Source organism: Aeromonas sp. 61P (assembly GCF_051919545.1).
GTDB lineage: Bacteria > Pseudomonadota > Gammaproteobacteria > Enterobacterales > Aeromonadaceae > Aeromonas > Aeromonas veronii.
On the sequence record NZ_JBQBEL010000001.1, the window covers coordinates 3,814,722 to 3,840,760 of the forward strand.

Annotated in this window: 23 protein-coding genes; 20 read left to right on the forward strand and 3 right to left on the reverse strand. The window is 58.6% G+C overall.

Annotation, left to right across the window (positions count from 1 at the left end):
* The first annotated feature begins 150 nt into the window (after positions 1 to 150).
* The 4 genes from secF (at position 151) to tyrA (ending at position 5,392) form a co-directional block, all read left to right on the forward strand.
* The gene (gene secF, locus ACTG2O_RS17880) at positions 151 to 1,068 is read left to right on the forward strand and encodes a protein translocase subunit SecF (protein WP_005334046.1); all 918 of its coding nucleotides are present in this window, start codon (positions 151 to 153) and stop codon (positions 1,066 to 1,068) included.
* 280 nt (positions 1,069 to 1,348) lie between these two features.
* On the forward strand, positions 1,349 to 2,650 hold the full coding sequence (gene glgC / locus ACTG2O_RS17885; RefSeq protein ID WP_019445281.1) for a glucose-1-phosphate adenylyltransferase: 1,302 nt from the start codon (positions 1,349 to 1,351) through the stop codon (positions 2,648 to 2,650).
* A gap of 406 nt (positions 2,651 to 3,056) precedes the next feature.
* Positions 3,057 to 4,130, forward strand: coding sequence for a 3-deoxy-7-phosphoheptulonate synthase (locus tag ACTG2O_RS17890; RefSeq protein ID WP_005344622.1), 1,074 nt, complete (start codon positions 3,057 to 3,059; stop codon positions 4,128 to 4,130).
* A gap of 134 nt (positions 4,131 to 4,264) precedes the next feature.
* Positions 4,265 to 5,392, forward strand: coding sequence for a bifunctional chorismate mutase/prephenate dehydrogenase (gene tyrA / locus ACTG2O_RS17895; protein WP_019445280.1), 1,128 nt, complete (start codon positions 4,265 to 4,267; stop codon positions 5,390 to 5,392).
* Between the two features lie 521 nt (positions 5,393 to 5,913).
* Here tyrA and ACTG2O_RS17900 read toward each other — a convergent pair.
* Entirely contained in the window at positions 5,914 to 6,993 is a 1,080-nt protein-coding gene (locus ACTG2O_RS17900) for a porin (RefSeq protein ID WP_019445279.1), read from the reverse strand.
* Between the two features lie 395 nt (positions 6,994 to 7,388).
* Here ACTG2O_RS17900 and dinG point away from each other — a divergent pair, with 395 nt between their 5' ends.
* The 3 genes from dinG (at position 7,389) to ACTG2O_RS17915 (ending at position 11,341) form a co-directional block, all read left to right on the forward strand.
* The gene (gene dinG, locus ACTG2O_RS17905; RefSeq protein ID WP_439976415.1) at positions 7,389 to 9,461 is read left to right on the forward strand and encodes an ATP-dependent DNA helicase DinG; all 2,073 of its coding nucleotides are present in this window, start codon (positions 7,389 to 7,391) and stop codon (positions 9,459 to 9,461) included.
* Between the two features lie 142 nt (positions 9,462 to 9,603).
* Positions 9,604 to 10,263, forward strand: a complete 660-nt coding sequence (locus ACTG2O_RS17910) for a YccT family protein (protein ID WP_019445277.1) — start codon at positions 9,604 to 9,606, stop codon at positions 10,261 to 10,263.
* 181 nt (positions 10,264 to 10,444) lie between these two features.
* Positions 10,445 to 11,341: a histone deacetylase family protein gene (locus ACTG2O_RS17915; protein ID WP_019445276.1), complete on the forward strand. Its 897-nt coding sequence runs from the start codon at positions 10,445 to 10,447 to the stop codon at positions 11,339 to 11,341.
* A gap of 164 nt (positions 11,342 to 11,505) precedes the next feature.
* Here the strand turns inward: ACTG2O_RS17915 and ylqF are convergent, their stop codons facing one another.
* Complete coding sequence (ylqF, locus tag ACTG2O_RS17920; RefSeq protein ID WP_111899712.1) at positions 11,506 to 12,456, reverse strand: ribosome biogenesis GTPase YlqF; 951 nt, start codon at positions 12,454 to 12,456, stop codon at positions 11,506 to 11,508.
* A gap of 323 nt (positions 12,457 to 12,779) precedes the next feature.
* On the opposite strand from ylqF, the gene ACTG2O_RS17925 reads away from it, so the two are divergent.
* The 8 genes from ACTG2O_RS17925 to ACTG2O_RS17960 all read left to right on the forward strand — a co-directional run bounded on the left by ACTG2O_RS17925 (position 12,780) and on the right by ACTG2O_RS17960 (position 21,456).
* Entirely contained in the window at positions 12,780 to 14,177 is a 1,398-nt protein-coding gene (locus ACTG2O_RS17925) for an alkaline phosphatase (RefSeq protein WP_439976416.1), read from the forward strand.
* An 11-nt stretch (positions 14,178 to 14,188) separates the two neighbouring features.
* Positions 14,189 to 15,580: an alkaline phosphatase gene (locus ACTG2O_RS17930; RefSeq protein WP_439976417.1), complete on the forward strand. Its 1,392-nt coding sequence runs from the start codon at positions 14,189 to 14,191 to the stop codon at positions 15,578 to 15,580.
* 72 nt (positions 15,581 to 15,652) lie between these two features.
* Positions 15,653 to 16,339 carry a hypothetical protein gene (locus tag ACTG2O_RS17935; protein WP_005359576.1) on the forward strand — a complete coding sequence of 229 codons (687 nt, stop codon included), beginning with the start codon at positions 15,653 to 15,655 and terminating at the stop codon, positions 16,337 to 16,339.
* An 82-nt stretch (positions 16,340 to 16,421) separates the two neighbouring features.
* Positions 16,422 to 17,159: a substrate-binding periplasmic protein gene (locus ACTG2O_RS17940; RefSeq protein WP_043823459.1), complete on the forward strand. Its 738-nt coding sequence runs from the start codon at positions 16,422 to 16,424 to the stop codon at positions 17,157 to 17,159.
* A 245-nt stretch (positions 17,160 to 17,404) separates the two neighbouring features.
* A complete protein-coding gene (gene rnk / locus ACTG2O_RS17945) occupies positions 17,405 to 17,800 on the forward strand; it encodes a nucleoside diphosphate kinase regulator (RefSeq protein WP_005334070.1) in 396 nt (131 codons plus the stop codon).
* Between the two features lie 192 nt (positions 17,801 to 17,992).
* Positions 17,993 to 18,583: a transcriptional regulator UhpA gene (gene uhpA, locus ACTG2O_RS17950; RefSeq protein ID WP_021231026.1), complete on the forward strand. Its 591-nt coding sequence runs from the start codon at positions 17,993 to 17,995 to the stop codon at positions 18,581 to 18,583.
* Positions 18,580 to 20,100, forward strand: coding sequence for a signal transduction histidine-protein kinase/phosphatase UhpB (uhpB, locus tag ACTG2O_RS17955; protein WP_439976418.1), 1,521 nt, complete (start codon positions 18,580 to 18,582; stop codon positions 20,098 to 20,100). The genes uhpA and uhpB overlap by 4 nt, the downstream gene beginning before the upstream one ends.
* Positions 20,101 to 20,121: 21 nt before the next feature.
* Positions 20,122 to 21,456, forward strand: a complete 1,335-nt coding sequence (locus tag ACTG2O_RS17960) for an MFS transporter (RefSeq protein ID WP_439976419.1) — start codon at positions 20,122 to 20,124, stop codon at positions 21,454 to 21,456.
* 92 nt (positions 21,457 to 21,548) lie between these two features.
* On the opposite strand, the gene ACTG2O_RS17965 is transcribed toward ACTG2O_RS17960, so the two are convergent.
* Positions 21,549 to 22,682 carry a GGDEF domain-containing protein gene (locus ACTG2O_RS17965; protein WP_019445269.1) on the reverse strand — a complete coding sequence of 378 codons (1,134 nt, stop codon included), beginning with the start codon at positions 22,680 to 22,682 and terminating at the stop codon, positions 21,549 to 21,551.
* Positions 22,683 to 23,201: 519 nt separating this feature from the next.
* On the opposite strand from ACTG2O_RS17965, the gene ACTG2O_RS17970 reads away from it, so the two are divergent.
* The 5 genes from ACTG2O_RS17970 (at position 23,202) to ACTG2O_RS17990 (ending at position 26,000) form a co-directional block, all read left to right on the forward strand.
* Complete coding sequence (locus ACTG2O_RS17970; RefSeq protein ID WP_019445268.1) at positions 23,202 to 24,002, forward strand: transporter substrate-binding domain-containing protein; 801 nt, start codon at positions 23,202 to 23,204, stop codon at positions 24,000 to 24,002.
* A gap of 99 nt (positions 24,003 to 24,101) precedes the next feature.
* Positions 24,102 to 25,061, forward strand: coding sequence for an amino acid ABC transporter permease (locus ACTG2O_RS17975; RefSeq protein WP_019445267.1), 960 nt, complete (start codon positions 24,102 to 24,104; stop codon positions 25,059 to 25,061).
* A complete protein-coding gene (locus ACTG2O_RS17980; RefSeq protein ID WP_005350727.1) occupies positions 25,045 to 25,167 on the forward strand; it encodes a hypothetical protein in 123 nt (40 codons plus the stop codon). The genes ACTG2O_RS17975 and ACTG2O_RS17980 overlap by 17 nt, the downstream gene beginning before the upstream one ends.
* Positions 25,151 to 25,273, forward strand: coding sequence for a hypothetical protein (locus tag ACTG2O_RS17985; RefSeq protein WP_019445266.1), 123 nt, complete (start codon positions 25,151 to 25,153; stop codon positions 25,271 to 25,273). Before ACTG2O_RS17980 ends, ACTG2O_RS17985 begins: the two co-directional genes overlap by 17 nt.
* Entirely contained in the window at positions 25,257 to 26,000 is a 744-nt protein-coding gene (locus ACTG2O_RS17990) for an amino acid ABC transporter ATP-binding protein (protein ID WP_019445265.1), read from the forward strand. The genes ACTG2O_RS17985 and ACTG2O_RS17990 overlap by 17 nt, the downstream gene beginning before the upstream one ends.
* Positions 26,001 to 26,039: the final 39 nt, after the last annotated feature.

A 26,039-nucleotide genomic window follows, 5' to 3' on the forward strand; every position in this document is an offset into this window, starting at 1 on the left:
CGAGACAGCAGTCCTTCTGATGAGCGGCTTTGGCTGCGCCATCGGCCATGGATATGGCCGGAGCGGCCAAAGCAGAACACTATTTCCAGGCGTGTCGCGACACGTCGTGATGGGCCAACAGCCTGGTGCTGGCTGGCCAAGGAGAGAATTATGTTGAGAATGATCGTTGCCATGGGGCTGACCCGTTGGCGTTATATTGGCCTGTGGGCTTCCATCCTGCTGACCGTGGCCAGCGTTGCCATCTTGCTGGTGAACGGCCTGACACTGGGGCTCGATTTTACCGGCGGGATCCTGCTGGAGTTTCATATCCAGACCCTGAAAGAGGCCCATGAGCTCAATGCCATGCTGGTCTCCCCGCTGGCGGGAGCCGTTGAGCTGAGCTCGGCCGGTATTCCCGGCGAGTGGCTGATCAAGCTGCCCCCCCACGAACTTCCCTGGCCCGCGGCAGATCTCGCCACCATGCTGACCCAACAGCTGGGGATGCCGGTCGAGTTGCTGCGCACCACCATCGTCGGCCCTCAGGTGGGTGCAGAACTGTTCCAGCAGGGGATGCTGGCGGTACTGGTCGCTTCGCTGGCGATGTCGGCCTATCTGGCGTTTCGTTTCGAGTGGCGTCAGGCCATCGGCATCCTGCTCTCGGTGGTCCATGACGCCATCGTGGCGCTGGGGCTGCTGTCACTCTTTCAGATTGAATTCGATCTGAACATCATCGCCGGTTTGATGGCGGTGATCGGCTACTCCCTCAACGACAGCATCGTCATCTCGGACAGGCTGCGGGATCTGCTGAGCTCGCGTACCCAGATGGGCATCCACGAGTGCTCCGATGTGGCCATCAAGGCGACCTTCAGTCGCACCATGATCACCTCGGGCACCACCCTGTTTACCGTGGGCGCTCTGTTGTTGTTTGGCGGTGACGCTCTCTACGGCTTCTCCTTCACCCTGTTTGCCGGGATCCTGGTGGGCACCGTCTCCTCCATTACCGTCGCCTCGACCGTGCAGGAGCTGCTTGGGCTCACCCCGCAGGCCTACCAGAAGAAGAGCGAGGAGCCACTGGCCAACGCAGCCTGAACCTTGTTAATCAGACCCGGCTCAGGGTCTCAACAAACCGGGCCCCTGCCAACCATTGGCAGGGGCTTTTTCATCCCTCCTCTCTCGCCGCCCATTTTGTCGTTCGGCTCGCCTCAATTGACAACTGACCATATTGAAAGCAATGACGGATCAACCCGTCATTTTTAATAACAAAAAGGTCATTTTATTACGTCAGAAACCATAAAATGTGACTGAAAGCACTTTCTTGAGGGCTCAAAGGAGGCAACATTGTAGTGATTTATCTACAAAGGGATATGAGATGTTGTTACAACCTGCCAATACAGCAAAATCCAGACAGTTGCTGAACGAGACCATGGCTTTGGTACTCGCAGGAGGGCGGGGTAGTCGCCTCAAACAGTTAACCGACAACCGTGCAAAACCTGCCGTTCATTTCGGCGGCAAATTCCGCATCATCGATTTCGTGCTCTCCAACTGCATCAACTCCGGCATCCGTCGGGTCGGTGTCGTGACCCAGTACAAATCCCACAGCCTGTTGCGCCATCTCCAATCGGGCTGGTCTTTCCTGCGCTACCAGATGAACGAGTTTATCGATCTGCTCCCTGCCCAGCAGCGGGTGGATGAGGTGAACTGGTATCGGGGTACCGCCGATGCGGTCTACCAGAATCTGGATATCATCCGCGATCACGCCCCCAAATATGTGGTGGTGCTGGCAGGCGACCACATCTACAAGATGGATTACGCCGCCATGCTGCTCGATCACGTCAATATGGGCGCCAAGGTGACCGTTGCCTGCATCGAGGTGCCACGCAGTGAAGCAAGCGCCTTCGGGGTAATGGCGGTGGATGATGATCGCAAGATCAATGCCTTCGTCGAAAAGCCCGCCAACCCGCCCGCCATGCCGGGCAAGGCCGACACCGCGCTGGCCTCCATGGGCGTCTATATCTTCGATGCGGAGTATCTCTATCAGCTGCTGGAAGAGGACATTGCCAACGAGCAGTCCCATCACGATTTCGGCATGGACGTGATCCCCCGCGTGGTGAAAGAGGGCACCGCATTCGCTCACCCGTTTGGCATGTCCTGTGTCGGCTGCTGTCCGGATCGCCGCCCCTACTGGCGCGATGTGGGCACCGTGGACTCCTTCTGGGAGGCCAATATGGATCTCGCTTCCGTCACGCCTGAGCTGGATATCTACGATCAGGACTGGCCCATCTGGACCAGTCAGAACATGACTCCTCCCGCCAAGTTCGTGCAGGACCGAAACGGCCAGCACGGCATGACCATCAACTCCATGTTTGCCGGGGGCACCATCGTCAGTGGCTCTTTCATCCTGAGTTCGGTGCTCTTTACCAATGTGCGGGTCGACTCCTTCTGCACCCTGGATCAGGCCGTTATCTTCCCGGGAGTGGAGATAGGTGCCGGTTGCCGACTGCGCCGGGTGGTGATCGACAAGGGGTGCAAACTGCCGGAAGGCACGGTGATCGGTGAAAACGCCGATGAAGATGCACGTCGCTTCCACCGCTCCGAGCAGGGCATAGTGCTGGTCACTCAGGGGATGCTCACTCGCCTGAACAAAGAGCTGCAGGGAAAACAGAAGTGCTGATCCGCAGCCAGACGGGATCCCCCTTCCTACCGCAAAGGGAGCCATAATGGCTCCCTCTTTCTATGGCTGACCTAGCCACCTCACACCATCATTGCCATCGCGTTGCAGTCTCCCAGAGATACCATTTACTGTGGGTAAACAGCTGGGCAACGCAGCCTTCACGCCCTCAAGTCGTAAACATTAAATTACACAAAAACCATTAACCCTCCGAAAAATCCTCTGTATTATTCCTGTTCGCGCTATATAGCAGCTCCTTTATCTGACTTTTTAGCGGTAAACCCACTAGTTTCACTTGATTGTTTGTTTTTCCTTGGTAAGGTGATGGCGGTTGCGTAACAAAGCAGGTACCAGTGTAAATATATAGGTACAACCGCTTTTGGCTTAATACAGTAGAGAGAATGAAATCATGCAAAGAGACCCCCTGAACAACATCCATATCCAGTCCGAACAAGTGATGATCACGCCTGCCCAGCTCAAGGAGAAGTTACCCATCTCCGACAAGGCGCTGGCATTCGTGCAAGGGGCCCGTAATACCATCGCCGATATCATTCACCGCCGCGATCACCGGCTGCTGGTGATCTGTGGTCCCTGCTCCATCCACGACATGGACGCCGCCAAAGAGTACGCAACCAGACTCAAAGCGCTGCATGATGCCTATCAGGACTCTCTCTACATTGTCATGCGGGTCTACTTTGAGAAGCCGCGCACCACGGTCGGCTGGAAAGGCTTTATCAACGACCCCAATCTGGATGGCACCTTCGATGTGGAGCTGGGGCTGCACCGTGCCCGCGAGCTGCTCTGCTGGCTGGCGGAGCTGGAGTTGCCGCTGGCCACCGAAGCGCTCGACCCCATCAGCCCGCAATATCTGGCCGAGCTCTTCTCCTGGTCAGCCATCGGCGCCCGCACCACCGAATCCCAGACCCACAGGGAGATGGCGTCCGGCCTCTCGATGCCGGTCGGCTTCAAGAATGGCACCGACGGCAACCTGGGGACTGCCATTAATGCGTTGCAGGCGGCCTCCTCCCCTCACGCCTTTATGGGGATCAACCAGCAGGGCCAGGTTGCGCTGCTGCAGACCCAGGGCAACCCGGATGGCCACGTGATCCTGCGTGGCGGCAAACATCCCAACTATGACTCGGTCAATGTGTCGCTGGCGGAAGAGGCGCTGGAGAAAGCGGGCCTGCTGCCTAGCCTGGTGGTGGATTGCAGCCACGGCAACTCCAGCAAGGATCACCGTTTGCAGCCCAAGGTGGCCGACAACGTCATCCACCAGATCCAGGAGGGCAACCGCTCCATCATCGGGGTGATGCTCGAATCCAACCTGTTCGAGGGAAACCAGTCCAGCGAGCAGCCCAAGCAGCAGATGCGCTACGGGGTCTCCATCACAGATGCCTGCATCGACTGGGACACCACCGCCACCCTGCTGGCCCGCTGCCACAACCAGCTGGCTGACCCCCTCAAGGGCAGAACTGCACGGTAAGCCGTGGTATCTTGTCGTAACCTATTGAACAATCGAGGTATCACTAGTGGTGGCATCAAACCGCTCATGCAGTGATACCTTGTTGCATCTGATTTTCAGGGCGCCGCCGCTCGCGGCGCCAGCAGGGACTGGATATGGCTGAAGAGTTGAATGTACTCAGGGACAAGATAGATGCGGTGGACAAGCAGCTGATCGATCTGCTGGCCGCCCGTCTGGCCCTGGTGGGAGAAGTGGGTGAGGTAAAGAGCCGCCACGGCCTGCCCATCTATGCACCAGATCGGGAAGCGAGCATGCTGGCCCGCCGCCGCGCCGAGGCCGAGCAGTTGGGAGTGCCCGGCGATCTCATCGAAGACGTACTGCGCCGGGTGATGCGTGAATCTTATGCCAACGAGAAAGATACAGGCTTCAAATGCATAAAGCCGGATCTTGGCAAGGTGGTCATCATCGGTGGTCAGGGCCAGCTTGGTCGGCTGTTCGGTCATATGTTCAGCCTCTCAGGCTATCGGGTCGAGACGCTGGAACAAGCCGACTGGCCGCGCGCTGACGAGATCCTCGCCGGAGCCGGTCTGGTGATGGTGGCGGTGCCCATCGATATCACCTGCCAGATCATCGACCGCCTCGGCAACCTGCCCGCCCACTGCCTGCTGGTCGATGTCACCAGCGTGAAAGCGACGCCGCTCGAACATATGCTGGCGGTGCACCAAGGGCCGGTACTGGGACTGCACCCCATGTTTGGGCCAGATGTGGCGAGTCTCGCCAAGCAGGTGATCGTCTGCTGTCAGGGGCGTGACCCCGCAGCCAGCCAATGGTTGCTGGATCAGATGACCATCTGGGGCGCCCGCTTGCAGCAGGTGGAAGCCAAGGCCCACGATGAGGCGATGACCCTCATTCAGGCACTGCGTCACTTCGCCACCTTTGCCTATGGCTGGCACCTCTCCCGGGAGCAGGCCAATCTGGATCGCCTGCTGAGTTTGAGCTCCCCCATCTACCGGCTGGAGCTCGCCATGGTGGGGCGGCTGTTTGCCCAAGATCCCCACCTCTATGCCGACATCATTTTGTCGTCACCGCAGAATCTGGCGATGATCCGTCGCTACTACCAAAACTTCGGCGAAGCGCTGGGGCTGCTGGAGCGGGGGGACAGGGACGGTTTCATCGCGGCCTTCTCGCAAGTTTCCGGTTTCTTCGGCGAACACGCCGACCAGTTCCTGCGTGAAAGCCGCATGCTACTGGCCCAGGCCAACGACCGCCGCCAACACGGCTAATCCTGCAAAAGTAGCAACGCTCATATCACCAAAAAGGGAAGATACTCAGGCATCTTCCCTTTTTGTTTATTACCGATTTCAACGCTAACTCAGTCGCGAGCGGCGACGCATCAAGTACCTACCTAGATTTGGCATCACAATCCCCTCTCCCTGCGCTGCATCACATCCACCAAGCATGCCCCCTAAATATCCGCACAAGCCGCGCAAATAGCGCCGCCCCTTACAAGGGCTGCCAGATTCTCACAGTCAAACCAAGCTGCTACGAGCAATGACTGTATGGCGTAGAGGAGAGCAGTGCCCTCCCCATCAAAGAGATAAGCAGGAAGCAGGAAGCAGGAAGCAGGAAGCAGGAGAGATTAACTAAGACAGATGGTTTGCCAAACATCACTTAACACAGCCATCCGGCGATTTATCATGACGCCAATCCGCTGTCGCCAAAAAAGAAAATGGCCGAGATATCATCTCGGCCATTCGTAGCCTGGTCAAAGACTCAAGCCAGGATATTACTCATGTTCAACTTATTAGAAGTTGTACTGCAGAGCAACAGTCCACTGATCGTCTTTCTTATCCAGACCTTCGATTTTGTATTCGGTGTAAGCTTTCAACTTCGGAGTGAAAGCATACTGAACGCCCAGCAGGGTATCTTCTACCAGATCTTTGTACTCACCACCAGTCTGACGAGCCTCAGCAAAGTTATAACCGGCCAAGAAGGTCCATGCATCTACATTGTAAGAAGCTGCCAACTCGTAGCCTTTACCATCAACTTTTGCACCGTTAGTTTTATTCTTGATTTCACCTTCAGTGTACATGCCAGCAAAGTAGAAACCTGCAATGCCATAGTTAGCACTCAGTGCCCAATCTTCTTTCTCACCTTTGTCAGCTGGGGCAGTCTTACCTTCCAAATCTGAATAGGCATAGCCTGCATTTACACCCAAACCGAAGTCGAAAGCATAACCTACTGCGGCACTGTAAGCATTTTTACGCTTAACATCAGTGATAACTAGCTCTTTGATATCGCCTGCTGCATCAGTATCGACGAAGAACTTGTCGTCACTAGTTTGATAAGAAACTTTACCGGTGAAGCCACCAACTTTATTGGAATAAATTACTTGACCTTCTTGACGACCTTCGTAGTAGTTACCACGGCTACCCCATTCGTTAAAGATATCGGTTGCAGCGATAGAGTCGTAGAAGGCGGTATCAGTCTGACCAAAAATGACTTGACCGTATTGGGAGCCATCAAAACCGGCATAGATATGACGAGCTTTGAATTTGCCACTGTCATCCTCGGCAGTACCAATTTCCTTACCAGTAGCATCAACAACTTTGCGAGTTTTACTGTTATCACTGTTTTCTGCAGCAACCTGCCATTCAGTTTTTGCGATACCAGACCAAGTGTTGTTCAGTGCAACTTTGCCTGACCAGCCCAGACGGGAGGTACCAACCAAAGTCCCATCTTTATCGTCATGCTCGCCGTTGTAGTTAGCCTGTACACGGCCGTATACGTCGAAAGTGGTACCGTCTTTGTCATAGATCACTGCGGCGTTAGCAGCGGATGCAAACAGAGCCGGGATAGCAATAGCCAGAATTGTCTTTTTCATAGTTTCCAATGCCTACTGTAATTAAACACTAAGTTGTTGTTATTCCCTGTGTTAGCGATGTTCTTTGCATCACTATGCCGCCGAGACTAGCACCGGATTTTTTGAACCGCAATGAAAAAACTTGGAACTTTTTATGGAAACCATAGTCATGGAGGCAAAAATGTGAGCCAAGTCTCACCTGACGGCAAGGCAAAAGGAAAACGTTTACAATGAATCCTGCTGATTATTTGGACTCAAATAGTCTATTTTGCATGCAAATGACGCTAACTACCTGATAAACAACCAAAGTGGTCTGATCAGCGTAAAACTGCCGTGATAATGGCTGTTGCCTCGACCTCACCAAGGTGTTGCGGGTATCCTTGTTCTTCGATTAACCCCTAACTGGCCTTCTCTTCATGCTCTCTACTCGCCTTAAAGCCACCATTCGTCAAACCTATCGTCAGATTTCGGATGGATTACCCGGTTTTGTGCCGCGCAAAGAGCAGAACTTTCTGGTGGCCGAGATAGCAAAAACCCTGACCGGCGAGTACGACAAACAGCGCCGTATTCTGGTGGCCGAAGCGGGCACCGGTATCGGCAAATCTCTCTCTTATGCGCAAGGAGCCATCCCGGTGGCGCGACTCACCCAGAAGAAGCTGGTGATCTCCACCGCCACCGTGGCCCTGCAAGAGCAGCTGATCCACAAAGACCTCCCTTTTTACCATCGCCACAACGAGCTGCCGTTTCGTTTTATGCTGGTCAAGGGGCGTCAGCGTTACTGCTGCGAACATCTGCTGGAACAGGCAGCCAGTGGCGCCGAGATGCCCAACTTCGAGCTCGACTTTGGCAGTCTGAGCAAATCCAAGCCATCTGACAGCGACAAAGATCGCTACCAGGCCCTGTGGCAGGCCTACACCAATGGCAAATGGGACGGGGATCGGGACAACTGGCCGGAGCCCATTCCCGACACTTGCTGGGATCGCATCGCCGCTGACCGCCACACCTGCAACAAGGCGCTGAGCCATCACCAGCACTGCCCCTTTCATCGCGCTCGCAACGACATGGAGAGCGCCGATGTGCTGGTGGTGAACCATGCACTACTGCTCTCCGATCTCACCATGGGCGGCGGCATCATTCTGCCCCCCCCCGATGAGTGCATCTATGTGCTGGATGAGGCCCATCACCTGCCCATCATCGCCCGGGATCACGGCGCGGCGTCGGCCAGCGTCAAAGGCTCGCGCCGCTGGCTGGAGAAGCTGGTACAAAGTGCAGGCAAGCTGGCGCGGACTCTTAATAAGGAGAGCCTGCTCGACCCCCAACTCAAACTGCAGGATGCGCTGGCCTCCATCCAGCCCGATCTGAAGGCGGTCGAGCAGTGGCTCAGCGCCAACGATCGGCTGTTTGGCAGTGAACCTCACTACCGCTTCGCCGAAGGGGTATTGCCGGATCCCCTGCCCATGCTGGCAGAGAATCTCAAGGAGTCGAGCAAGAAGGCGCTGCGGGCGCTGGATCGGATGCAAGGGGCCATAGGTGAAGCGCTGAAAGATGGCGAGATCCGCCGCAAGGAGGCCGAACCCCTGCTGGCAGAGAGCGGTTTTCATCTGCAGCGGCTGGAGAGTTTCTGCGCCCTGTGGGAGATGCTGGGGCGCCATGTGCCGACCGGTAAAACCCCGCTCGCCCGCTGGATGGCCAAGAGCGATGACGGCGATATCTGGCTGCACGCCTCACCGATTGAGGTAGGCTATCTGCTGGAGGAGTGGCTCTGGTCGAAATGTCTGGGAGCCGTACTGGTCTCCGCGACCCTCACAGCACTCTCTTCCTTTAGTTATTTTCGCCATCAGGTGGGGCTCAAGGAGCACGACGGTACCCGCTATCTGCGCCTGCGCTCACCCTTTGACTATCAGAAAGCCGAGCTCTATCTGCCCAAGATGGAGCACGAACCCAACTCGCCAGCCTTTACCAACGAACTCATCAGCGTGCTGCCACGAATTCTAGCGGGCAAGGAGGCGAGTCTGGTGCTCTTCTCCTCCTACCGCCAGATGAATGAGGTGGCCATTGGCTTGCGAGCCAAGGGGCTGTCACTGCTGGTGCAGGGGGAAGCCTCCCGCAATGCCCTGCTCACCCTGCACAAACAAAAATGCGATGGCGGTCAGTCCAGCATCCTGTTTGGTACCGGCAGCTTCTCGGAGGGGCTGGATCTGCCGGGTCACTACCTTACCAATCTGGTCATCACCAAGCTCCCCTTTGCGGTGCCCAACTCGCCGGTCGAGGAGGCCACTGCCGAGTGGGTGGAGCAACGAGGCGGCAACCCCTTCCTGCAACTGACAGTGCCGGAGGCATCGCGCAAGCTTATCCAGGCCTGTGGCCGCCTCATCCGCAAAGAGGCTGATCGGGGGCGAGTCACCATTCTCGACCGCCGCCTGCTGACCAAACGTTATGGCAAGGGGTTGCTCGACGCCCTCCCCCCGTTTACACGGCGGATCGAATAAATAAGTCGGTCGCTATTGATAAACAAACTGACAGCAGCGCGAACATCGACCACCAGAAAGAGCCATTGCCGCAGTAGGCCAAACCTGTAAAAATGAGCCCCTGTTTTCAGTGGGCAATCGCCTGACTGTTCAAGGAGATGAAATGAAACTGACTGTTCTGGTACCGGCGCTGGCTGGTCTGTTGTGGGCCGGTAGCGCCCTTGCTGATGCCCAATTGGAAGTGACCACCCCGTATGTCGTCCAGCTGATCGATGGTCAATCCATCAACCCCAAGCTGCTCGACAAAACCAGCACCTTCCCCCTCTTTGCCGGCAAACACCAGTTGGTCGTCGCCTTTGAAGGCAACTACTCCAGCCGTAACGAAATCAAGCTGGTGACCGCCGAGCCGCTGGTGCTGAACTTCACCGCCGCCGACAATCAGCAGCTGGTGCTGGACTACAAAAAGCCCCGCAACGAAGCCGAAGCCAAGCAGTTTGTCAAAGATCAAAAAGTGGTGCTGAAAGACAAGGTCACAGGCCAGCAAGTGAGTAGCGAACAGTTCGTGATGCCGAAAGTAGAAGGCTTCCAGCTAACCCGTGACTATCAGCAAGAGCTGATCAACATGGGCAAAGCCTTCAACCAGCCCAAAACCGTTGCCGTCTCTACTGCTGCCGTGATGGCTGCCGCCAGCGCACCGGTTCAGGTTGCCCCCAGCAAGGCTCAAAGCAATCCGGAAGCGCTGACCCAGTTGCAAAACTGGTACAACAAGGCAGATGCGGAAACCCGCAAAGCCTTCCAGATCTGGGTTATCCAGCAGCAATAAACCGAGCTGAGATATTGACTGAAAGGGGAGCCAAGCTCCCCTTTTCCATATCTTGCGATCTTACTCGCGACGCGTCTTGATTCATGCGCTGCCACTTCCCCTTTATATAGGGAGTACATATATGGATTCATCTGCTGATTTCATATATAGAAAGCGCCACCTTGCCAGGGAGAATGGCACCATGTCGTTGCGCATTTTCTATCACCCCCTCTACTCCTCCCTGACGCTACCCGAGCGCCATCGCTTCCCGCTGGCCAAGTATCAAGGGCTGTTTGAACGCCTGCTGGTGCAGGGTTACCCCCTGGGCGAAGCGCCCGCCGCTACCCGGGAGCAAATCTGTCGCATTCACGATGCCGATTATGTCGCGGCGGCCCTGAACGGCCAGCTGGCAGATCGCGCCATCCGCAAGATCGGTTTTCCCTGGTCACCCATGCTGATGGAGCGCACCTTGCGCTCGGTGGGTGCCACCGTTGCCGCCAGCCGCTATGCGCTTGAGCAGGGATGCGGCTTGCAGATCTCCGGTGGCTACCACCACGCCCATCGGGATCACGGCAGCGGTTTTTGTCTGTTCAACGATTTGGTGATTGCCGCCCAGGCTTGCCTCGACGAGGGGCACTGTGAACAGGTGCTGATCGTCGATCTCGATGTGCATCAGGGGGATGGCAGTGCGGCCCTGTGCGCCGAACGGCGCGATATCATCACCCTCTCCCTCCATGGGGAGCACAACTTTCCCCATCACAAAGCCACCTCTCACCTCGACTTTCCGCTGCCAAGCGGCATGACGGACGATGCCTATCTCACCACACTGCAACAGGCACTCTCGCTGGCACTGCGGCTCTATTCGCCGGATCTCATCCTCTATCAGGCAGGCGTCGATGTGCATCATGCCGACGAGCTTGGTTATCTCTCCTTGAGCGATGAAGGGGTTCGCCTGCGCGATGCCATGGTATTTGACTGTGCAATCAAGCATGGGTTGCCCATCGCCGCTGTGCCCGGTGGCGGCTATCGCCGCGACTGGCAACAGCTGATCCCGCTTCATATGTCGCTGTTTGAGGCGGCGCGCCACCGTTTTGGTTGATGGCATGGCTTTATAGCGCGGACACCCCATCAGAGTGGGCGGCATTTCACCAGATAAAACAGAAGAGGCGACCCTTGGGGTCGCCTCTTCGTGTTTCGTCATCTGGGTCACACAAGCTCGCTAGCTCGCTCGCAGTCAGGCAAGCTCGGGACGCCTGAGGATAACTATTTCTGACGCTTGCGGGCGTACTTGCGACGGGCGCGAGCCTGACGCTCCTCTTCCCGCTCGGCCTTCTCTTTGGCTTTTTGCTCGGCTTCTGCGGCGGCTTCGACAATCTCGACGCTCACCATCTCCGGCGTCTCCAGCGAGATGCGGCCAAGCAAGCCGGAGCGGAACTCGTTGATCAGGATCTCGGACGCCTTGTGCAGGTCGGCCAGCCCCCCTTTGCGCATAAACGCTCGCTGGCGGGCGATCATCTCCAGCAGCTCGATCTCGGTCTCGGGCAACTCGTCAACCTGGTAGCGCACCTTGATCCGCTCCGGATAGGCCTTGATGAAGTAGTCAGCGGCGAACATGGCGATATCGGCATAGTCGAACACAGTGTCTTTAATGGCTGCTGTGATGGCCAGACGATAACCACAGGAGGGCGGGTTGAGCTTGGGCCAGAGGAAACCCGGGGTATCGGTCAGGATGACGTTGTTATCCAGCTTGATCCGCTGCTGGGACTTGGTCACCCCCGCCTCGTTGCCGGTACGGGCGATGATGCGCCCCGCCAGGGTATTGATCAGAGTGGACTTGCCCACGTTGGGGATCCCCATGATCATCGCCCGCACGCCGCGCAGCTCAAAATTGCGCTCCGGCAGCATCTCGTGACAGAGAGTCAGCAGTTGCTTGATCTTCTCCGGCTCTTGTTGCGTCAGCGGCAGCGCCTTGATCCCCTTCTCTTTTTCCATGTGCGCCACCCACAGATCAGTGATCGCCGGATCGGCCAGGTCCGCCTTGTTCAGCACCTTGATCACCGGGGTATCACCACGCAGCTCGGGCACCAGCGGGTTTTCGCTGGAGAAGGGGATGCGGGCATCGAGCATCTCGATGATCACATCGACCTGGGGCATGACCTCGGCAATCTCTTTGCGGGCCTTGTGCATGTGACCGGGGAACCAGTTGATGGACATATCCGTTACTCTCTGTGGGGGCTGCGGGCGCGCGCATGGAACAACAGGCGCTCTGCCGCGGGCATCGAACGAAGGGGGCGCATTTTACCTGCTGCGGGCCTCTTTTGACAGGTCATTCTAACCATCACCTCATCAAATCAGCAAACCGCCGAGGCGGAACAACCTTGCCGGAAACGACCGGACCAATCAGCTCAACTGACAGATAACACATTGATATAATGTAACATTCTTATCATTTGTTCACACAACCGTCACCGATAGTCAGTAAAAGTGTCATCTGCCCCCTCTAGGCTGCGCTCAGGTTTTACAAGGAGCGAACCCCAATGAGAAAAATGGCAGGACTTGCAGTGATGATCGGCGCCGCCCTGGCTGCCGGCTGCAAATCAGACAATGACACGGTGGCGACCAAGCCCGCAGCCCAACCCACCAACGTCATCTTCTTCCTCGGTGACGGCATGGGCCTCAACACTCTGACGGCGGCCCGCATCTACGGTGTCGGCGAAGAGGGTGATCTCACCATCGATACCCTGCCAGAGACGGCCTTTATCAAGACCTTCTCCCATGATGCCCAGGTCACTGACTCGGCCCCCTCCATGGCGGCCTACATGACCGGGGTCAAGAGCAACAACGGCGTCATCAGCATGGACGGCGATGCCACCTATGAGAGCGACTGCAGCAAGAGCGCTGGCAAGCCGGTGACCACCCTGCTGGAGCTGGCCAAAGCCGATGGCCGCGGTACCGGTGTGGTAACCAGCACCCGGGTAACCCACGCCACCCCGGCGGCTACCTATGCCCATATCTGCAACCGGGATCTGGAGGCAGATATCGCCGTCCAGCTGGTGCCGGGCGGCAAAGGCTACAACAGCGCCCTCAAAGAGGGGCTGGATGTGGTGCTCGGTGGCGGCAGCAGTTTCTTCCTGCCCAAAACCGACAAGGGCAAGCGGGAGGATGGCCGCAACCTCATCAGCGAAATGCAGGCCAAGGGCTACCAGTTTGCCAGCAATCTGGATGAGCTGAACAAGGCCGATGCGGGCAAGCCGCTGCTGGGACTGTTTGGTTCCAGTCACATGAAATATGACCTGGACCGCCCTGCCAGCGAGCCGTCACTGGCCCAGATGACCCTGGCCGCCATCAAGCAGCTCAAGGGCAAAGAGAAGGGTTACTTCCTGATGGTGGAAGGGGGGCGCATCGACCACGCCCTGCACGACACCAACGCCAAGCGGGCGCTGCAGGACACCATCGCCTTCGACAACGCCATCAAGGCCGCCATCGACGAGGTGAAAAAGAGCGACCCCGAGCTGAAAAACACCCTGATCGTGGTCACCGCCGACCACGACCACACGCTCGTGCTCAACGGCTATGCCAAGCGCACCGGCAAGACCACCGCCGACAACCCCGGCGTACTCGGGCTGGTGAAGAACTACGAGACTGGCGAGCCAAGCAAGGATAGCGAGGGCATGCCCTACACCATCATAGGTTTTGGCAACGGCTACAACCGGGTAGATGGCCCGCGCAGCAGCGTCGCCCCACTCGACGATGCCACCGTCTCCGCCAATGACTACCACCAGGAAGTGGTGGTCAAGGTAGGCGAGATCGGCAACGAGACCCACGGCGGCACAGATGTCTTCCTCGGCGCCATCGGCAAGGGGGCTGACAGCTTACATGGCTCACTCGATAACACCGCCGTGTTCGGCAAGATCAAGGCTGCGGCCAAGCTGTAAGGAGCACTTTCATGAGCAAACAGATGAACACATCCATCAAGCACACGCTGGTCTGCGCAGCCCTGTTCAGTGCGCTGGGCGCAACCTCCCAGGCACAGGCCGCTGATGCCAAAAACGTCATTCTCTTTATCGGTGATGGCATGGGGCCCACCGTGCTCACCGCCACCCGCCTGTTCAAGGTGGGGGAGGAGGGCAATCTGGAGATGATGAAACTGCCGCGCAGTACCCGCATCAAGACCTTCTCCAACGATGCCCAGACCACCGACTCGGCCCCCTCCATGGCGGCCTACACCACCGGGGTCAAGATGAACAACGAGGTGATCGCCATGAGCAGCGACACCAAAGCCGTTGCTCCCGGCAAAGATGTCAATGGCAACAAAACCGTCAACAATTGCAGCAGCGATAACGGCAAGCCGGTGCCCACCATACTGGAGCTGGCCAAGGCGGCAGGCAAATCGGTCGGGGCCGTCACCACCACCGAGCTGACCCACGCGACCCCGGCGGCTACCTACGCCCACATCTGCCATCGGGATGCCGCTTATGACATCGCCGCACAGGCCGTTCCGGGGGGCGCTGGCTATAACAGTGCCCTCAAAGATGGGGTCGATGTACTGATGGGCGGTGGTGCCAACCACTGGACCCCCTACAGCGCCAGCAACAAGAGCGGTCGCAATGACAACCGCGACCTGACCGCCGAGATGAAGGCGCAGGGATACAGCTATGTCACTACCCAAAGTGAACTGGCCAAGGTCACCAGTGGCAAGGTGCTCGGTCTGTTCAGCAGCAAATCCCACTTGGACTACGAGCTGGATCGGGTCGCCAAGGGGGCTGCCAATACCCAGCCGTCCCTCTCCGAAATGACCGCCAAGGCGATCGACCTGCTGAGCAAGAACAGTCAGGGTTACTTCCTGATGGTAGAAGGCGGCCGGATCGATCATGCCCTGCACGGCACCAACGCCAAGCGCTCGCTCACCGACGCGGTGGCACTGGATGAGGCGGTCAAGACGGCGCTGGGTAAAGTGGATCTCAACAATACCCTGATCGTGGTCACCGCCGACCATGACCACACCATGACCATTAACGGCTACTCAGCCAAAGGCAATCCGGTGCTGGATCTGGTTAAAAATGGCGATGGCTCGACCCAGAACGATGTGGATGGCAAGCCCTTCACCACCCTGGTGTTCGGTAACGGCCCCAACCGCCCCGATGTGCGCCCGGTCCTCACCAGCGATCAGGTGATGGCTAATGACTATCTGCAGGAGACCGGCGTCAAACTGACATCGGAAACCCACGGCGGCGGCGATGTGATGCTGTTTGCCGATGGCGCCGGCAGCAACCGCTTCAAAGGCACGCTGGATAACACCAAGGTGTTTGGCAAACTGCGGGAGGCGCTCGGCCTGTAAGCAGCAGGGGCCTGGGTGCATCTGAGCAATTGACTCAGCGGCCCGGGCCCCGGCTCTTTCGAGCGACAGATGATGATGCGACTTTTGCTTTCGTTATGGCTGCTTGGCAGCACCCTCGCCTTCCCTCTGCATGCTGACGACACCCCCCCGGATCTCGCCGCCCGGATCAGCTATCACGACCGGAACACCGGCAGCGATGGCATCGCCAGAGAGAGTGTCTGGCAAGAGAAGTGGCTGCGCGTGGGCAATCAGGTGTGGAGCCAGCGGCTCATTCCCCTACCCCTTGCCCGCGCCTATCACGCCACTCACGACGCAACCCCCGGCCACAAGCACTTTACCCACCAGATGGCAGCCCGCTGGGTCAGCCGAAGTGATGAGGGTGAACTTCAGCTGCGCTATGCCGACAGCTGGCACAACCAGCTGGTTGAAGTGCCGGTGGAAGAGTATGGCCAGGTGGCCTTCAAGCCCGACTGGCTGCGGATCCGCCATCTCGTCAACCCGGTGCTGATCGAGGGGATGACTCCACTGGATGAGGCCGCCCCCGAGCAGGCCCGCTGGTATGAAAAGCGCGAAGGGCAGCAACGAACCCGGATTCTCTGGTCGAGTCAGTGGCAGATCCCGCTGGTGGTCGAATCGGCCAGTCTCGACGGCTATCGCAGCTACCGGATGGAGGTGACCCTGCGCAAGCTGCCTGCTCAGCTCCCCTGGCAGCAACTCGCTGATTACGAAGTGCGCGATCTGCGGGATTTCTTCGACTGAGATCCCAACCCCTCTGCGGGCACAACGACAACGCAGGCAGGAATGTTACACTCTGCATATTCGACTCTGGCTCACGACCTTGATGCGCGCTCTCTGCCTGCCCTTTTTTGCCCTGCTGTTATTGCTGGTGAACACCGGTGCCCAGGCTATTGTGCTGGTGGCAGCCGAGCTACCCCCCTATGTCATTCGCTCCTCTCACGGCAAACCAAGCGGTGTCGCCATCGAGATCATGGAAGAGGCCGCGCGACGCCTCAAAGAACCGCTCACCATCGAGCTGATGCCACTGGCCAGAGCCCTGACTCAGGCTATCCACCGCAAGGATGTGCTGCTGATCCCGCCGGTACGCAGCACTCAACGGGAACACCTCTACTACTGGGTAACACCGATACTCGATGACGATTTTGTCATCGTCAGCGATCGCCGCTTTCATCCTTCTCCCCTCAAAGTGACAGATCTCCCACCGCTGCAGATCGGCACCTTGCGCTACTCCTTCGGTCAGCATCTGCTCAGACAACGACTTAAGCTTGAAAGTGATACCGTGGCCACCGAGAAGCTCAATGCCCAGAAATTGCATCGGGGCCGTATCGATGCCTGGGTGGCCGCCTGGAACGCCATCCTCTACAACCAGCGCCTTGGTGATTTGCCAACCGACCGGCTGGTACGTGGGGAGACTCTGATGCGTACCCAATTTTATGTCGCCGCCAGCAAGGAGTTCCCCTTCACCGAGGGACGTCGCTGGCAAGCCGTAATCGACGAGATGCGCCATGATGGCACACTGGCGCGGATCATCCGTCAGTACAACTATCAGGCTCCTGAGTAGTCACTCAATCACGGTTGCCAAGGCCGGCCAGAATGGTTATGGTAGCCCCATGAAAATACTCGCTATTTCCTCGCATTTGCTCACACCCTGCTGAGCCCCCGCCTCGCTCCTTCGGCCGCGAGTCGCTTGGGGGCATGGCATTTTCAATCGATTGAACCTGTTGAATCCATTTTTGTAACACCCTGTGTGATGGCCAACCTGCACCCGCCGGTATGGGCCTATCCGCTATTGATAAGGAATATCTTATGAAACAACCTCATCTGGTTATCTCCAGCCTTGATCTGGACCGTATCGAACAACTGCTCGGCAACCACCCGCAGCATCTGGCCCTGCAAGAGGAGCTGGACCGCGCCGAGATCCGTGAACCGGCCGACATGCCGCCGGACGTGGTCACCATGAACAGCAAGGTGCGCTTCAAGATGCAGAGCAGCGGCAACGAGTTCTGCCTCACCCTGGTCTACCCGCGCGATGCCAAGGGCGACGAGAGCAACATCTCGGTACTGGCGCCGGTAGGCAGCGCCCTGCTCGGCCTGAAAGTGGGCGACAGCATCGCCTGGCCAGGCCCGGCCGGTCGCACCATCGAGGTCGAAATTCTGGAAGTGGTCTATCAGCCGGAGCGCGCTGGCGAGCTGCACCGCTGAGTCCCCCGGGCTGGTCCTCCCCTGTTGATCAGCCCGCTTGCTCGCCCTTGCCAGCTGATCCCGATCAAGCTTTGCGCACCTTGCCCCCCGGTTTTTAGCCCCTTTTCCTGCCGCTGCTTGAGCCTGACTCGGGGGGCAGGTATCTTGTTGGCCGCGTCATGGTCATGACGCACCGAATTTCAGGCTGACATCATGATAAAAATTGCCCTCATCGACGATCACCAGATCGTCCGATCCGGTTTTGCCCAACTGCTCAATCTGGAGCCAGACCTGCAGGTGGTCGCCGAATTCGGCTCCGCCAGCGACGCCCTTGCCGGCCTGCCCGGCAGCGGGGCGCGAGTCTGCGTCTGCGACATCTCGATGCCCGACCAATCGGGGCTGGAGCTGCTCAAGCAGCTCCCCTCTGGTCTGGCGGTGGTGATGCTCTCGGTACACGACAGCCCCGCCCTCATCGAGCAGGCACTGCAGACCGGTGCCAAGGGATTTCTCTCCAAGCGCTGCAGTCCGGACGAGCTGATCGCCGCGGTGCGTACCGCCGCCCAGGGGGGGTGTTATCTTACGCCGGACATCGCACAGAAACTGGCCAGCAGCAGCCGGGATCCCCTCACCAATCGGGAGCGGGAGATTGCCCAGTTGCTGGCACAGGGGCTGGAGGTGAAAGCCATCGCCGAGCAGCTCGGCCTCTCCCCCAAAACCGTTCACGTCCATCGCGCCAACCTGATGGACAAGCTCAAGGTCAGCAACAACGTCGAGCTGGCCCACCGCATGCTGGATAGCTGGTGATATCCCGTTTTGCCAGCTATGTCGCCATCGCGCTGGCGGCCTGCTTCATCTTTGCCGCCGGCTGGTTTTGCCTCTGGAGCATCAGCCTGCATCTGGCGGGCGGCCCGGCGCTGGCGGTGCTGCTGTTCCCCTTCGGCCTGCGCCTCGGCTTGCTGCTGCAAAGCCCGGGCCACTACTGGCCGCCGCTATTATTGTGCGAAGGGCTGCTGCTCTACTGGCTCAATCTGGAGGTAGGGCTGCCCCACTGGCCTTGGCTGGTCGCGGGCAGTCTGCTGACCCTGCTACCGCTGCTGATTGCCCGTCGCCAGCAGGTGCGCAACGACTGGCAGCAACTGTTGCTGCTGCTCGCCACCGTCACGGCGGCGGCGCTGCTGCAAGCCCTGCTCTGGCATCTGGCCGGGGAAGATGGCCTCTCGGCCCTGCTGCTCAGCCTGACCGGCGGGCTGACGCTGACCTCCACCTGCATGCTGATCTGGCACTACCTCACCCGCGCCACCTGGGTGCCGCTGGGGCCTGCGCTGGTGGATCAACCGGTGGAGTGGCGCTTTCGCCATCTGGTCTGGTATCTGCTGCTGTTCGTATTGAGCCTCTGGCTGCAACTGGGATTGCCCAACTCGCTGGTACGCTTTACCCCGTTTTGTCTCGCCATCCCCATCATCGCCATGGCGTGGCGCTACGGCTGGCAAGGGGCGCTGCTCGCCACCCTGATGAACACCATCGCCCTGCTGGCCAGTCAGGCCTGGCACGATCACCCCCTCGATCTGCTGCTCTCCCTGCTGGCCCAGAGCCTCACCGGCCTGCTGCTGGGTGCCGGGATCCAGCGCCAGCGCGAACTCAATCAGGCGCTGACCCGCCAGCTCGCCCATAATCGCCAACTCACCGAGCGGCTGCTGGAGACCGAGGAGAGCATCCGCAAGGAGGTGGCGCGCGAGCTGCACGACGATATCGGCCAGACCATCACCGCCATTCGTACCCAAGCCGGGATCGTACGCCGCCTAGCCCCCGATAATGCCGGGGTGGGCCAGAGCAGCGCTCTGATCGACACACTGTCGCTCGGGATCTACGACGCGGTGCGCGGTCTGCTCGGGCGGCTGCGCCCGCGCCAGCTCGACGACATGACTCTGGAACAGGCGGTACGGGCACTGCTGCGGGAGCTGGAGCTGGAGCGTCACGGCATCGTCACCCGGCTGGAGTGGCAACTGGCAGATGGCGATCTCTCCGATGCCCAGCGGGTCACCCTGTTTCGGGTCTGTCAGGAGGGGCTCAACAACGTGGTCAAACATGCCAACGCCCACTCGGTCACCATTCGCGCCCGTGCCAGCGGCGATCAGTTGCAACTGGTACTGGAAGATGATGGCCGCGGTCTGCCGGAAAGCCGTCCGCAACAGGGCTATGGCCTGCTCGGCATTCGCGAGCGGGTACAGGCCCTCGGGGGCAGCTTGCAGCTCTCCTGCATCCACGGCACCCAGCTGACGGTCAATCTGCCCAGTCGCAGACGGGAAGAGAATCATGGCTAATCACCACCAGAGGGCCTGTCTGTGCTGAGTTTTATGAGAAGCGCGCCGCACCGTCCCCTTATCCGGGATCAGGCAGAGATCGACGCCACCTATCGCCACTGGCGGCTGCACCTGCTGCTGACCATGTATCTGGGCTACGCGGTCTTCTACTTCACCCGCAAGAGCTTCAACTTCGCCATGCCTGACATGCTGGCGAGCGGCATGCTGGACAAGTCCGATATCGGCATGCTGTGGACTCTGTTCTACATCACCTACGGCTGCTCCAAGTTCTTCTCCGGCATCATCAGTGACCGCGCCAACCCGCGCTACTTCATGGGCGTCGGGCTGATGGCCACCGGCGTTATCAACATACTGTTCGGCCTCTCGTCGGCACTCTGGATGTTTGCCGCCCTTTGGATCGCCAACGCCTTCTTCCAGGGCTGGGGCTGGCCCCCCTGCTCCAAGCTGCTCACCAGCTGGTATTCGCGCACCGAGCGTGGGGTCTGGTGGTCGGCCTGGAACACCGCCCACAACGTCGGCGGGGCGCTCATTCCCCTTATCGTCAGCACCATCGCTCTGCAACATGGCTGGCGCTACGGCATGATAGTGCCCGGCCTTATCGCCATCATCGCGGGATTGTTCCTCTGCTGGCGGCTGCGGGATACCCCGAGTGCCATGGGATTGCCAACGGTGGGCGAGTGGCGCAAGGACGCCATGGAGCTGGCCCAGCAGACCCAGGATGCGGGGCTCTCCCATCGCCAGATCCTGCGCAAATATGTGCTGGGCAACCCCTATATCTGGCTGCTCGCCTGCTGTTACGTGTTGGTCTATGTGGTGCGTACCGCCATCAATGACTGGGGCAATCTCTACATGACCGAGCAGCGCGGCTTCAATCTGATGAGCGCCAACTCGGCCATCTCCATGTTCGAGGTGGGAGGCTTTATCGGTGCGCTGGTGGCAGGCTGGGGATCGGACAAGCTGTTCAACGGCAACCGTGGCCCGATGAACCTCATCTTTGCGGTGGGGATCCTGCTGGCGGTGGGATCGCTCTGGCTGATGCCCTTCTTCAGCTATGTGATGCAGGCGGCCTGCTTCTTCACCATCGGCTTCTTCGTGTTTGGCCCCCAGATGCTGATCGGCATGGCGGCAGCGGAGTGCTCCCACAAGAATTCGGCGGGAGCGGCCACCGGCTTTGTCGGTCTCTTTGCCTACATGGGGGCGGCGCTGTCAGGCTATCCGCTGGCCAAGGTGATGGAGATCTGGCACTGGAACGGCTTCTTCGTGGTGATCTCGGTGGCGGCAGGCGTCTCGGCCCTGCTGCTGCTCCCCTTCCTCAAGGCGCAGGCACCGAGAACAGCTCAAGCTCCGTCAGAGTAATGGACGGCAGCTGACGAGCTATATCCGGCAAGCAGAAACAAACAGGGCGCGGATCACCGCGCCCTGCTGTTATTCCTGAACCTATTCCGGCATCAGGCAGCCTGACAGACCCGGTTCTTTCCTTCCCGCTTGGCCCGATAGAGAGCGTCATCCGCACGGCTGAACAGGCTGTCAAAGTGCCACTCACCCTGCCAGTGAGCAATACCCATGCTGACGGTGATATGGATCCCCTCTACCTCGCAGGCCGCAAGCTGAACCCGCAGTGACTGACAACGGGCAATCGCCTCCTCTGCGGTGGCATGGCGAAACAACAGCACAAACTCCTCGCCCCCAAAGCGACTGGCCAATACTCCCTCCAGCTCGCGCAGTGCCAACCCGACCCGCTCCAGCACCCGATCCCCCACCTCATGGCCATGCCGATCGTTGATCTGCTTGAAGTCATCCAGATCGAGCACCGCCAGCGCCCCCTGCTGTGCAGGGCGTCCCCGGGCCAGACGCTCCATAAAACCACGGCGATTGAACAAGCCGGTCAGCGGGTCATGACTGGCCTGATAGCGCAGCTCCAGCGCACGGTGCTGGTTGCAGAGCAGCAGCACCCCGAAGGTGAGCATGGAGCTACCCACCAGCATGGAGACATAGGGCAACACGTTGAACAGCTGACGCTGGAACGGGCTTTCGATCACCTCGCCCCACACGGTAAACATCCGCATCAGGGTCATGGCGATCAGCACCAGATTTAGGCCAATCAGCACCCAGACCGCCACCTGATAATCGGGTCGACCGTGACGCCAGAGCTGCCAGATGATGAGCGAACTGAGCATGAGGAAAGTGGCGCTGCTGATCATCACCCGCACCGCAATCCGGCCATCGATGGCGACCGACCAGGTCATGATGGCGGCAAACAGCAGGATGAATCCCCAGCAGACAGGCCAGCCCGGCGATTGACGGAAGAAACAGCGTTGGGCGACCAGCAGCAACGACACATGAAAAATCAGGAACACATTGCCCACCCAGGAGCCATAGGGGGTGGGTGTCAGCAGCAGACTGGCAAACCCCGCCTGACCCAGCATGGCAAACAGACTGGACCACCACCAGACTCCGACGCCGGGAATATCGTTGTGGGTAACGCGAATGATGGTGAGAGTGAGGAAACCGAGACAATAGCCACACAAGGCCATGATCATCAAGGTAAAAATATCCAGCTTAAGCAGCAGTGAGGCGTCCATACCAAAGCCATGCAGAGAGGGTAACTGAGTATATGAGAAGCGTTTGCCAAGACCCAGTGCGACTTGATGGTTTTCACAATAAAGCCGTTCGTTTGCTGACAAACAGAGCAATGCGTGTGATATCCCACCAATGCGTATTCGTATCAACCCCATAAAAAGCCTCTTACGGAGCCCAATAACTCAATAAGAGCCGCAAGCGGCGCCCTGACTTTGTAACAAAATGTCTTGGGGATAATTTGGGCTTGAACCCACTCAATTAGATAGATATGTTGTTTTCGTGTGATTTTATGAATGAAGCCATGAGCAATAAATGTCTCTAACCTGTTGAGTCTTCTGACACAATCTGTTTTTGGTACATTTTTCACTCAACCACTATTCATAGCATCTCATATGGGGCTTTTGTCCCGCTCAAGACATTCATCCTGTCTTGCCTGTTGCCGGATGCAGCAGTCTCTTGTGCCACGGAGTCGCACGGGATCAGGTTCAAGGCCGAACACACCACCGACAGAGACGTCACTTATGATCAAAAAACTGATTCTTTCTACCCTGCTGTTTTGCGGGATCGCCACGGCGGCCCCGACACCTGCCCCCACCTCCACCCTGGATGCCGTGCTCGAACGCGGCGTGCTGCGAGTCGGCTTCGACGCCGGCTATCAACCCTTCGAGATGACCAACAAGCAGGGCCAGTACATCGGCTTTGACGTGGATCTCGCCAAGATGGTCGCCAAAGAGATGGGCGTGAAGGTCGAATTCGTCAACACCGCCTGGGATGGCATCATTCCGGCGCTGCTGACCAACAAGTTCGACGTCATCATGGGCGGCATGACCGTCACTCCCCAGCGCAACCTGCGGGTCAACTTCGCCGATCCTTACATCGTGGTCGGCCAGACCATAGTCCTGCGCAAAGAGAAGGCGAGCGAAATCAAATCCTTCACCGACCTCAACGACCCGAAATACAAGATCGCGGTCAAGCTCGGCACCACCGGCGAGCAGGCAGTCAAGCGCCTGATCCCCAAAGCCACCCTGCTGCAGTTTGAAACTCAGGATGACGCCAAGCTGGAAGTGATCAACGGCAAGGTCGATGCGTTCGTCTATGACCTGCCCTACAACGCTATTTTCGCCTCCCAGAATCAGGGCGCCGTGGTGCACCTCGACAAGCCATTCACCTTCGAGCCGCTGGCCTGGGCCATCCGCAAAGGGGATCAGGACACCCTCAACTGGTTCAACAACTACCTGCGCCAGATCAAGGGCGATGGCAGCTACGACCGTCTCTACAAGAAGTGGTTCGAATCCAACGCCTGGCTGAATCAGCTCAAATAACCTCCGGGGGGCGGCACATGCCGCCCCTGCACCACGCAGCTCCCCACACAATAACGAGAAGAGGTTGTGACTGTGCACACACCCAAACCGACAAGACAGATGGAAAAACAACCCAATCAGCTGCTCTGGCATGGGGTTTTCCTGCTGATGCTGCTGGTTGCCGTATTCGGCATCTACAAGGCTGTCCAGTCAGTGGATTACACCTGGCGCTGGGAACGCATTCCCCAATACATCGCCTATCAGGCCGAACAGAAGAATCTCGCCGAATTTGACGGCACCGTGATGGCGGGCACCAGCGAGGCCGAGAAGGGCAAGCTGTTCCTGCAAGACGATCTCGATCCCAATGTGCGGCAAGCCATCGCCAGTACCGGCGTACAAGTCGCCGAAGGGGATACCGTTTTTCGTGGCGATACCCTCGACACCCAACTGAGCTGGACCGCCGGCCCCATCGCCTGGGGCGTCTGGGTCACCGTCAAGCTCTCGCTGGTGGCAGGCATCTTCGCCATCCTGCTCGGTACCCTGGCCGGGCTGGCGCGTCTCTCCCCCAATCCCGCCCTGCGCAATCTGGCGGTCACCTACGTTGAGCTCATCCGCGGCACGCCGCTGCTGGTTCAGATCTTCATCGTCTACTTCTTTATCGGCACCGTGCTGAACCTCGATCGCTTCACCGCCGGGGTCGCCGCGCTGGCGGTCTTTACCGGTGCCTATGTGGCGGAGATCGTCCGCGCCGGCATCAGCTCCATTCACAAGGGGCAGATGGAGGCGGGCCGCAGCCTGGGCATGACCTCTGCCCAGACCATGCGCTACGTCATCCTGCCGCAGGCGTTCAAGCGGGTGCTGCCACCGCTGGCAGGCCAATTCATCAACCTCATCAAGGACTCCTCGCTGGTCTCGGTCATCTCCATCACCGATCTGACCAAGGCGGGGCGCGAGGTGGTGAGCTCCACCTTCAGTCCGTTCGAGGTGTGGTTTACCGTCGCCCTGCTCTATCTGGTGCTGACCGGCACCCTCTCTTTCCTGGTACGCCGTCTTGAGGTGAAATATGCACGCAGCAACTGACCCCATCATCAAGGTGCAACAGGCGTCGAGAAGTGCAGCCATCACCGACACCCTCTTCGCCTTCCCGGTTCGTTTTCTGGAGGTGAAATATGCACGCAGTAACTGATCCCATCATCAAGGTGCAACAGGCATCGAGAAGTGCAGCCATCACCGGCACCCCCTTCGCCTTCCCGGTTCGTTTTCTGGAGGCAAAATATGCGCGCAGCAACTGATCCCATCATCAAAGCGACCGGCGTTGAGAAGTTCTACGGCAGCGAAGTGCACGCCCTGAAAAACGTCAGCACCCAGGTCGCCGAAGGGGAAGTGGTGGTGATCGTCGGCCCCAGCGGCTCCGGCAAATCCACCTTCCTGCGCACCCTCAACCAGCTGGAGACCATCAACGACGGCAACATCGTGGTGGACGGCATCTGCCTCACCCAGCCGGGCGATGTCAACAAGCTGCGGGAAGAGGTGGGTATGGTGTTCCAGTCCTTCAACCTCTTTCCCCACCTGACGGTGCTGGAGAACATCTGCCTAGCCCCGCAAAAGGTGCGGGGACTGTCGCGCCGTGAGGCCGAAGACAGAGCCAAGGCGCTGCTGCTGAAAGTGGGGCTGTCGGTGAAAGCAGCCAGCTATCCCTCCCAGCTCTCCGGTGGTCAGCAACAGCGGGTAGCCATTGCCCGGGCGCTCGCCATGCAGCCACGCATCATGCTGTTTGACGAGCCCACCAGTGCGCTCGACCCCGAAATGGTGGGGGAAGTGCTGGATGTGATGAAGGGGCTGGCCCGCGAAGGGATGACCATGGTGGTGGTGACCCATGAGATGGGCTTTGCCCGCGAGGTGGCGGATCGGGTGCTATTTATGGAGAGTGGCGAACTGCTGGTAGATGAAAAACCCGCCGATTTCTTCGACAATCCCCCCTCCCCGCGTCTGCGCCAGTTCCTGAGTCAGGTGCTGTAGCCAACATGCTCTGCTGGATAAACGAAGAGGGACCGCAAG

Coding starts and splice junctions, on each gene's coding strand:
- secF (WP_005334046.1), top strand. CDS start 151: ATGTTGAGAATGATCGTTGCCATGGGGCTGACCCGTTGGCGTTATATT.
- ACTG2O_RS17935 (WP_005359576.1), top strand. CDS start 15,653: ATGATGCGACTTTTGCTTTCGTTATGGCTGCTTGGCAGCACCCTCGCC.
- ACTG2O_RS17965 (WP_019445269.1), bottom strand. CDS start 22,682: ATGGACGCCTCACTGCTGCTTAAGCTGGATATTTTTACCTTGATGATC.
- rnk (WP_005334070.1), top strand. CDS start 17,405: ATGAAACAACCTCATCTGGTTATCTCCAGCCTTGATCTGGACCGTATC.
- ACTG2O_RS17970 (WP_019445268.1), top strand. CDS start 23,202: ATGATCAAAAAACTGATTCTTTCTACCCTGCTGTTTTGCGGGATCGCC.
- ACTG2O_RS17980 (WP_005350727.1), top strand. CDS start 25,045: ATGCACGCAGCAACTGACCCCATCATCAAGGTGCAACAGGCGTCGAGA.
- ACTG2O_RS17985 (WP_019445266.1), top strand. CDS start 25,151: ATGCACGCAGTAACTGATCCCATCATCAAGGTGCAACAGGCATCGAGA.
- ACTG2O_RS17940 (WP_043823459.1), top strand. CDS start 16,422: ATGCGCGCTCTCTGCCTGCCCTTTTTTGCCCTGCTGTTATTGCTGGTG.
- ACTG2O_RS17890 (WP_005344622.1), top strand. CDS start 3,057: ATGCAAAGAGACCCCCTGAACAACATCCATATCCAGTCCGAACAAGTG.
- ACTG2O_RS17925 (WP_439976416.1), top strand. CDS start 12,780: ATGAGAAAAATGGCAGGACTTGCAGTGATGATCGGCGCCGCCCTGGCT.
- uhpA (WP_021231026.1), top strand. CDS start 17,993: ATGATAAAAATTGCCCTCATCGACGATCACCAGATCGTCCGATCCGGT.
- ylqF (WP_111899712.1), bottom strand. CDS start 12,456: ATGTCCATCAACTGGTTCCCCGGTCACATGCACAAGGCCCGCAAAGAG.
- ACTG2O_RS17915 (WP_019445276.1), top strand. CDS start 10,445: ATGTCGTTGCGCATTTTCTATCACCCCCTCTACTCCTCCCTGACGCTA.
- tyrA (WP_019445280.1), top strand. CDS start 4,265: ATGGCTGAAGAGTTGAATGTACTCAGGGACAAGATAGATGCGGTGGAC.
- ACTG2O_RS17930 (WP_439976417.1), top strand. CDS start 14,189: ATGAGCAAACAGATGAACACATCCATCAAGCACACGCTGGTCTGCGCA.
- ACTG2O_RS17975 (WP_019445267.1), top strand. CDS start 24,102: ATGGAAAAACAACCCAATCAGCTGCTCTGGCATGGGGTTTTCCTGCTG.
- ACTG2O_RS17910 (WP_019445277.1), top strand. CDS start 9,604: ATGAAACTGACTGTTCTGGTACCGGCGCTGGCTGGTCTGTTGTGGGCC.
- glgC (WP_019445281.1), top strand. CDS start 1,349: ATGTTGTTACAACCTGCCAATACAGCAAAATCCAGACAGTTGCTGAAC.
- ACTG2O_RS17990 (WP_019445265.1), top strand. CDS start 25,257: ATGCGCGCAGCAACTGATCCCATCATCAAAGCGACCGGCGTTGAGAAG.
- ACTG2O_RS17900 (WP_019445279.1), bottom strand. CDS start 6,993: ATGAAAAAGACAATTCTGGCTATTGCTATCCCGGCTCTGTTTGCATCC.
- dinG (WP_439976415.1), top strand. CDS start 7,389: ATGCTCTCTACTCGCCTTAAAGCCACCATTCGTCAAACCTATCGTCAG.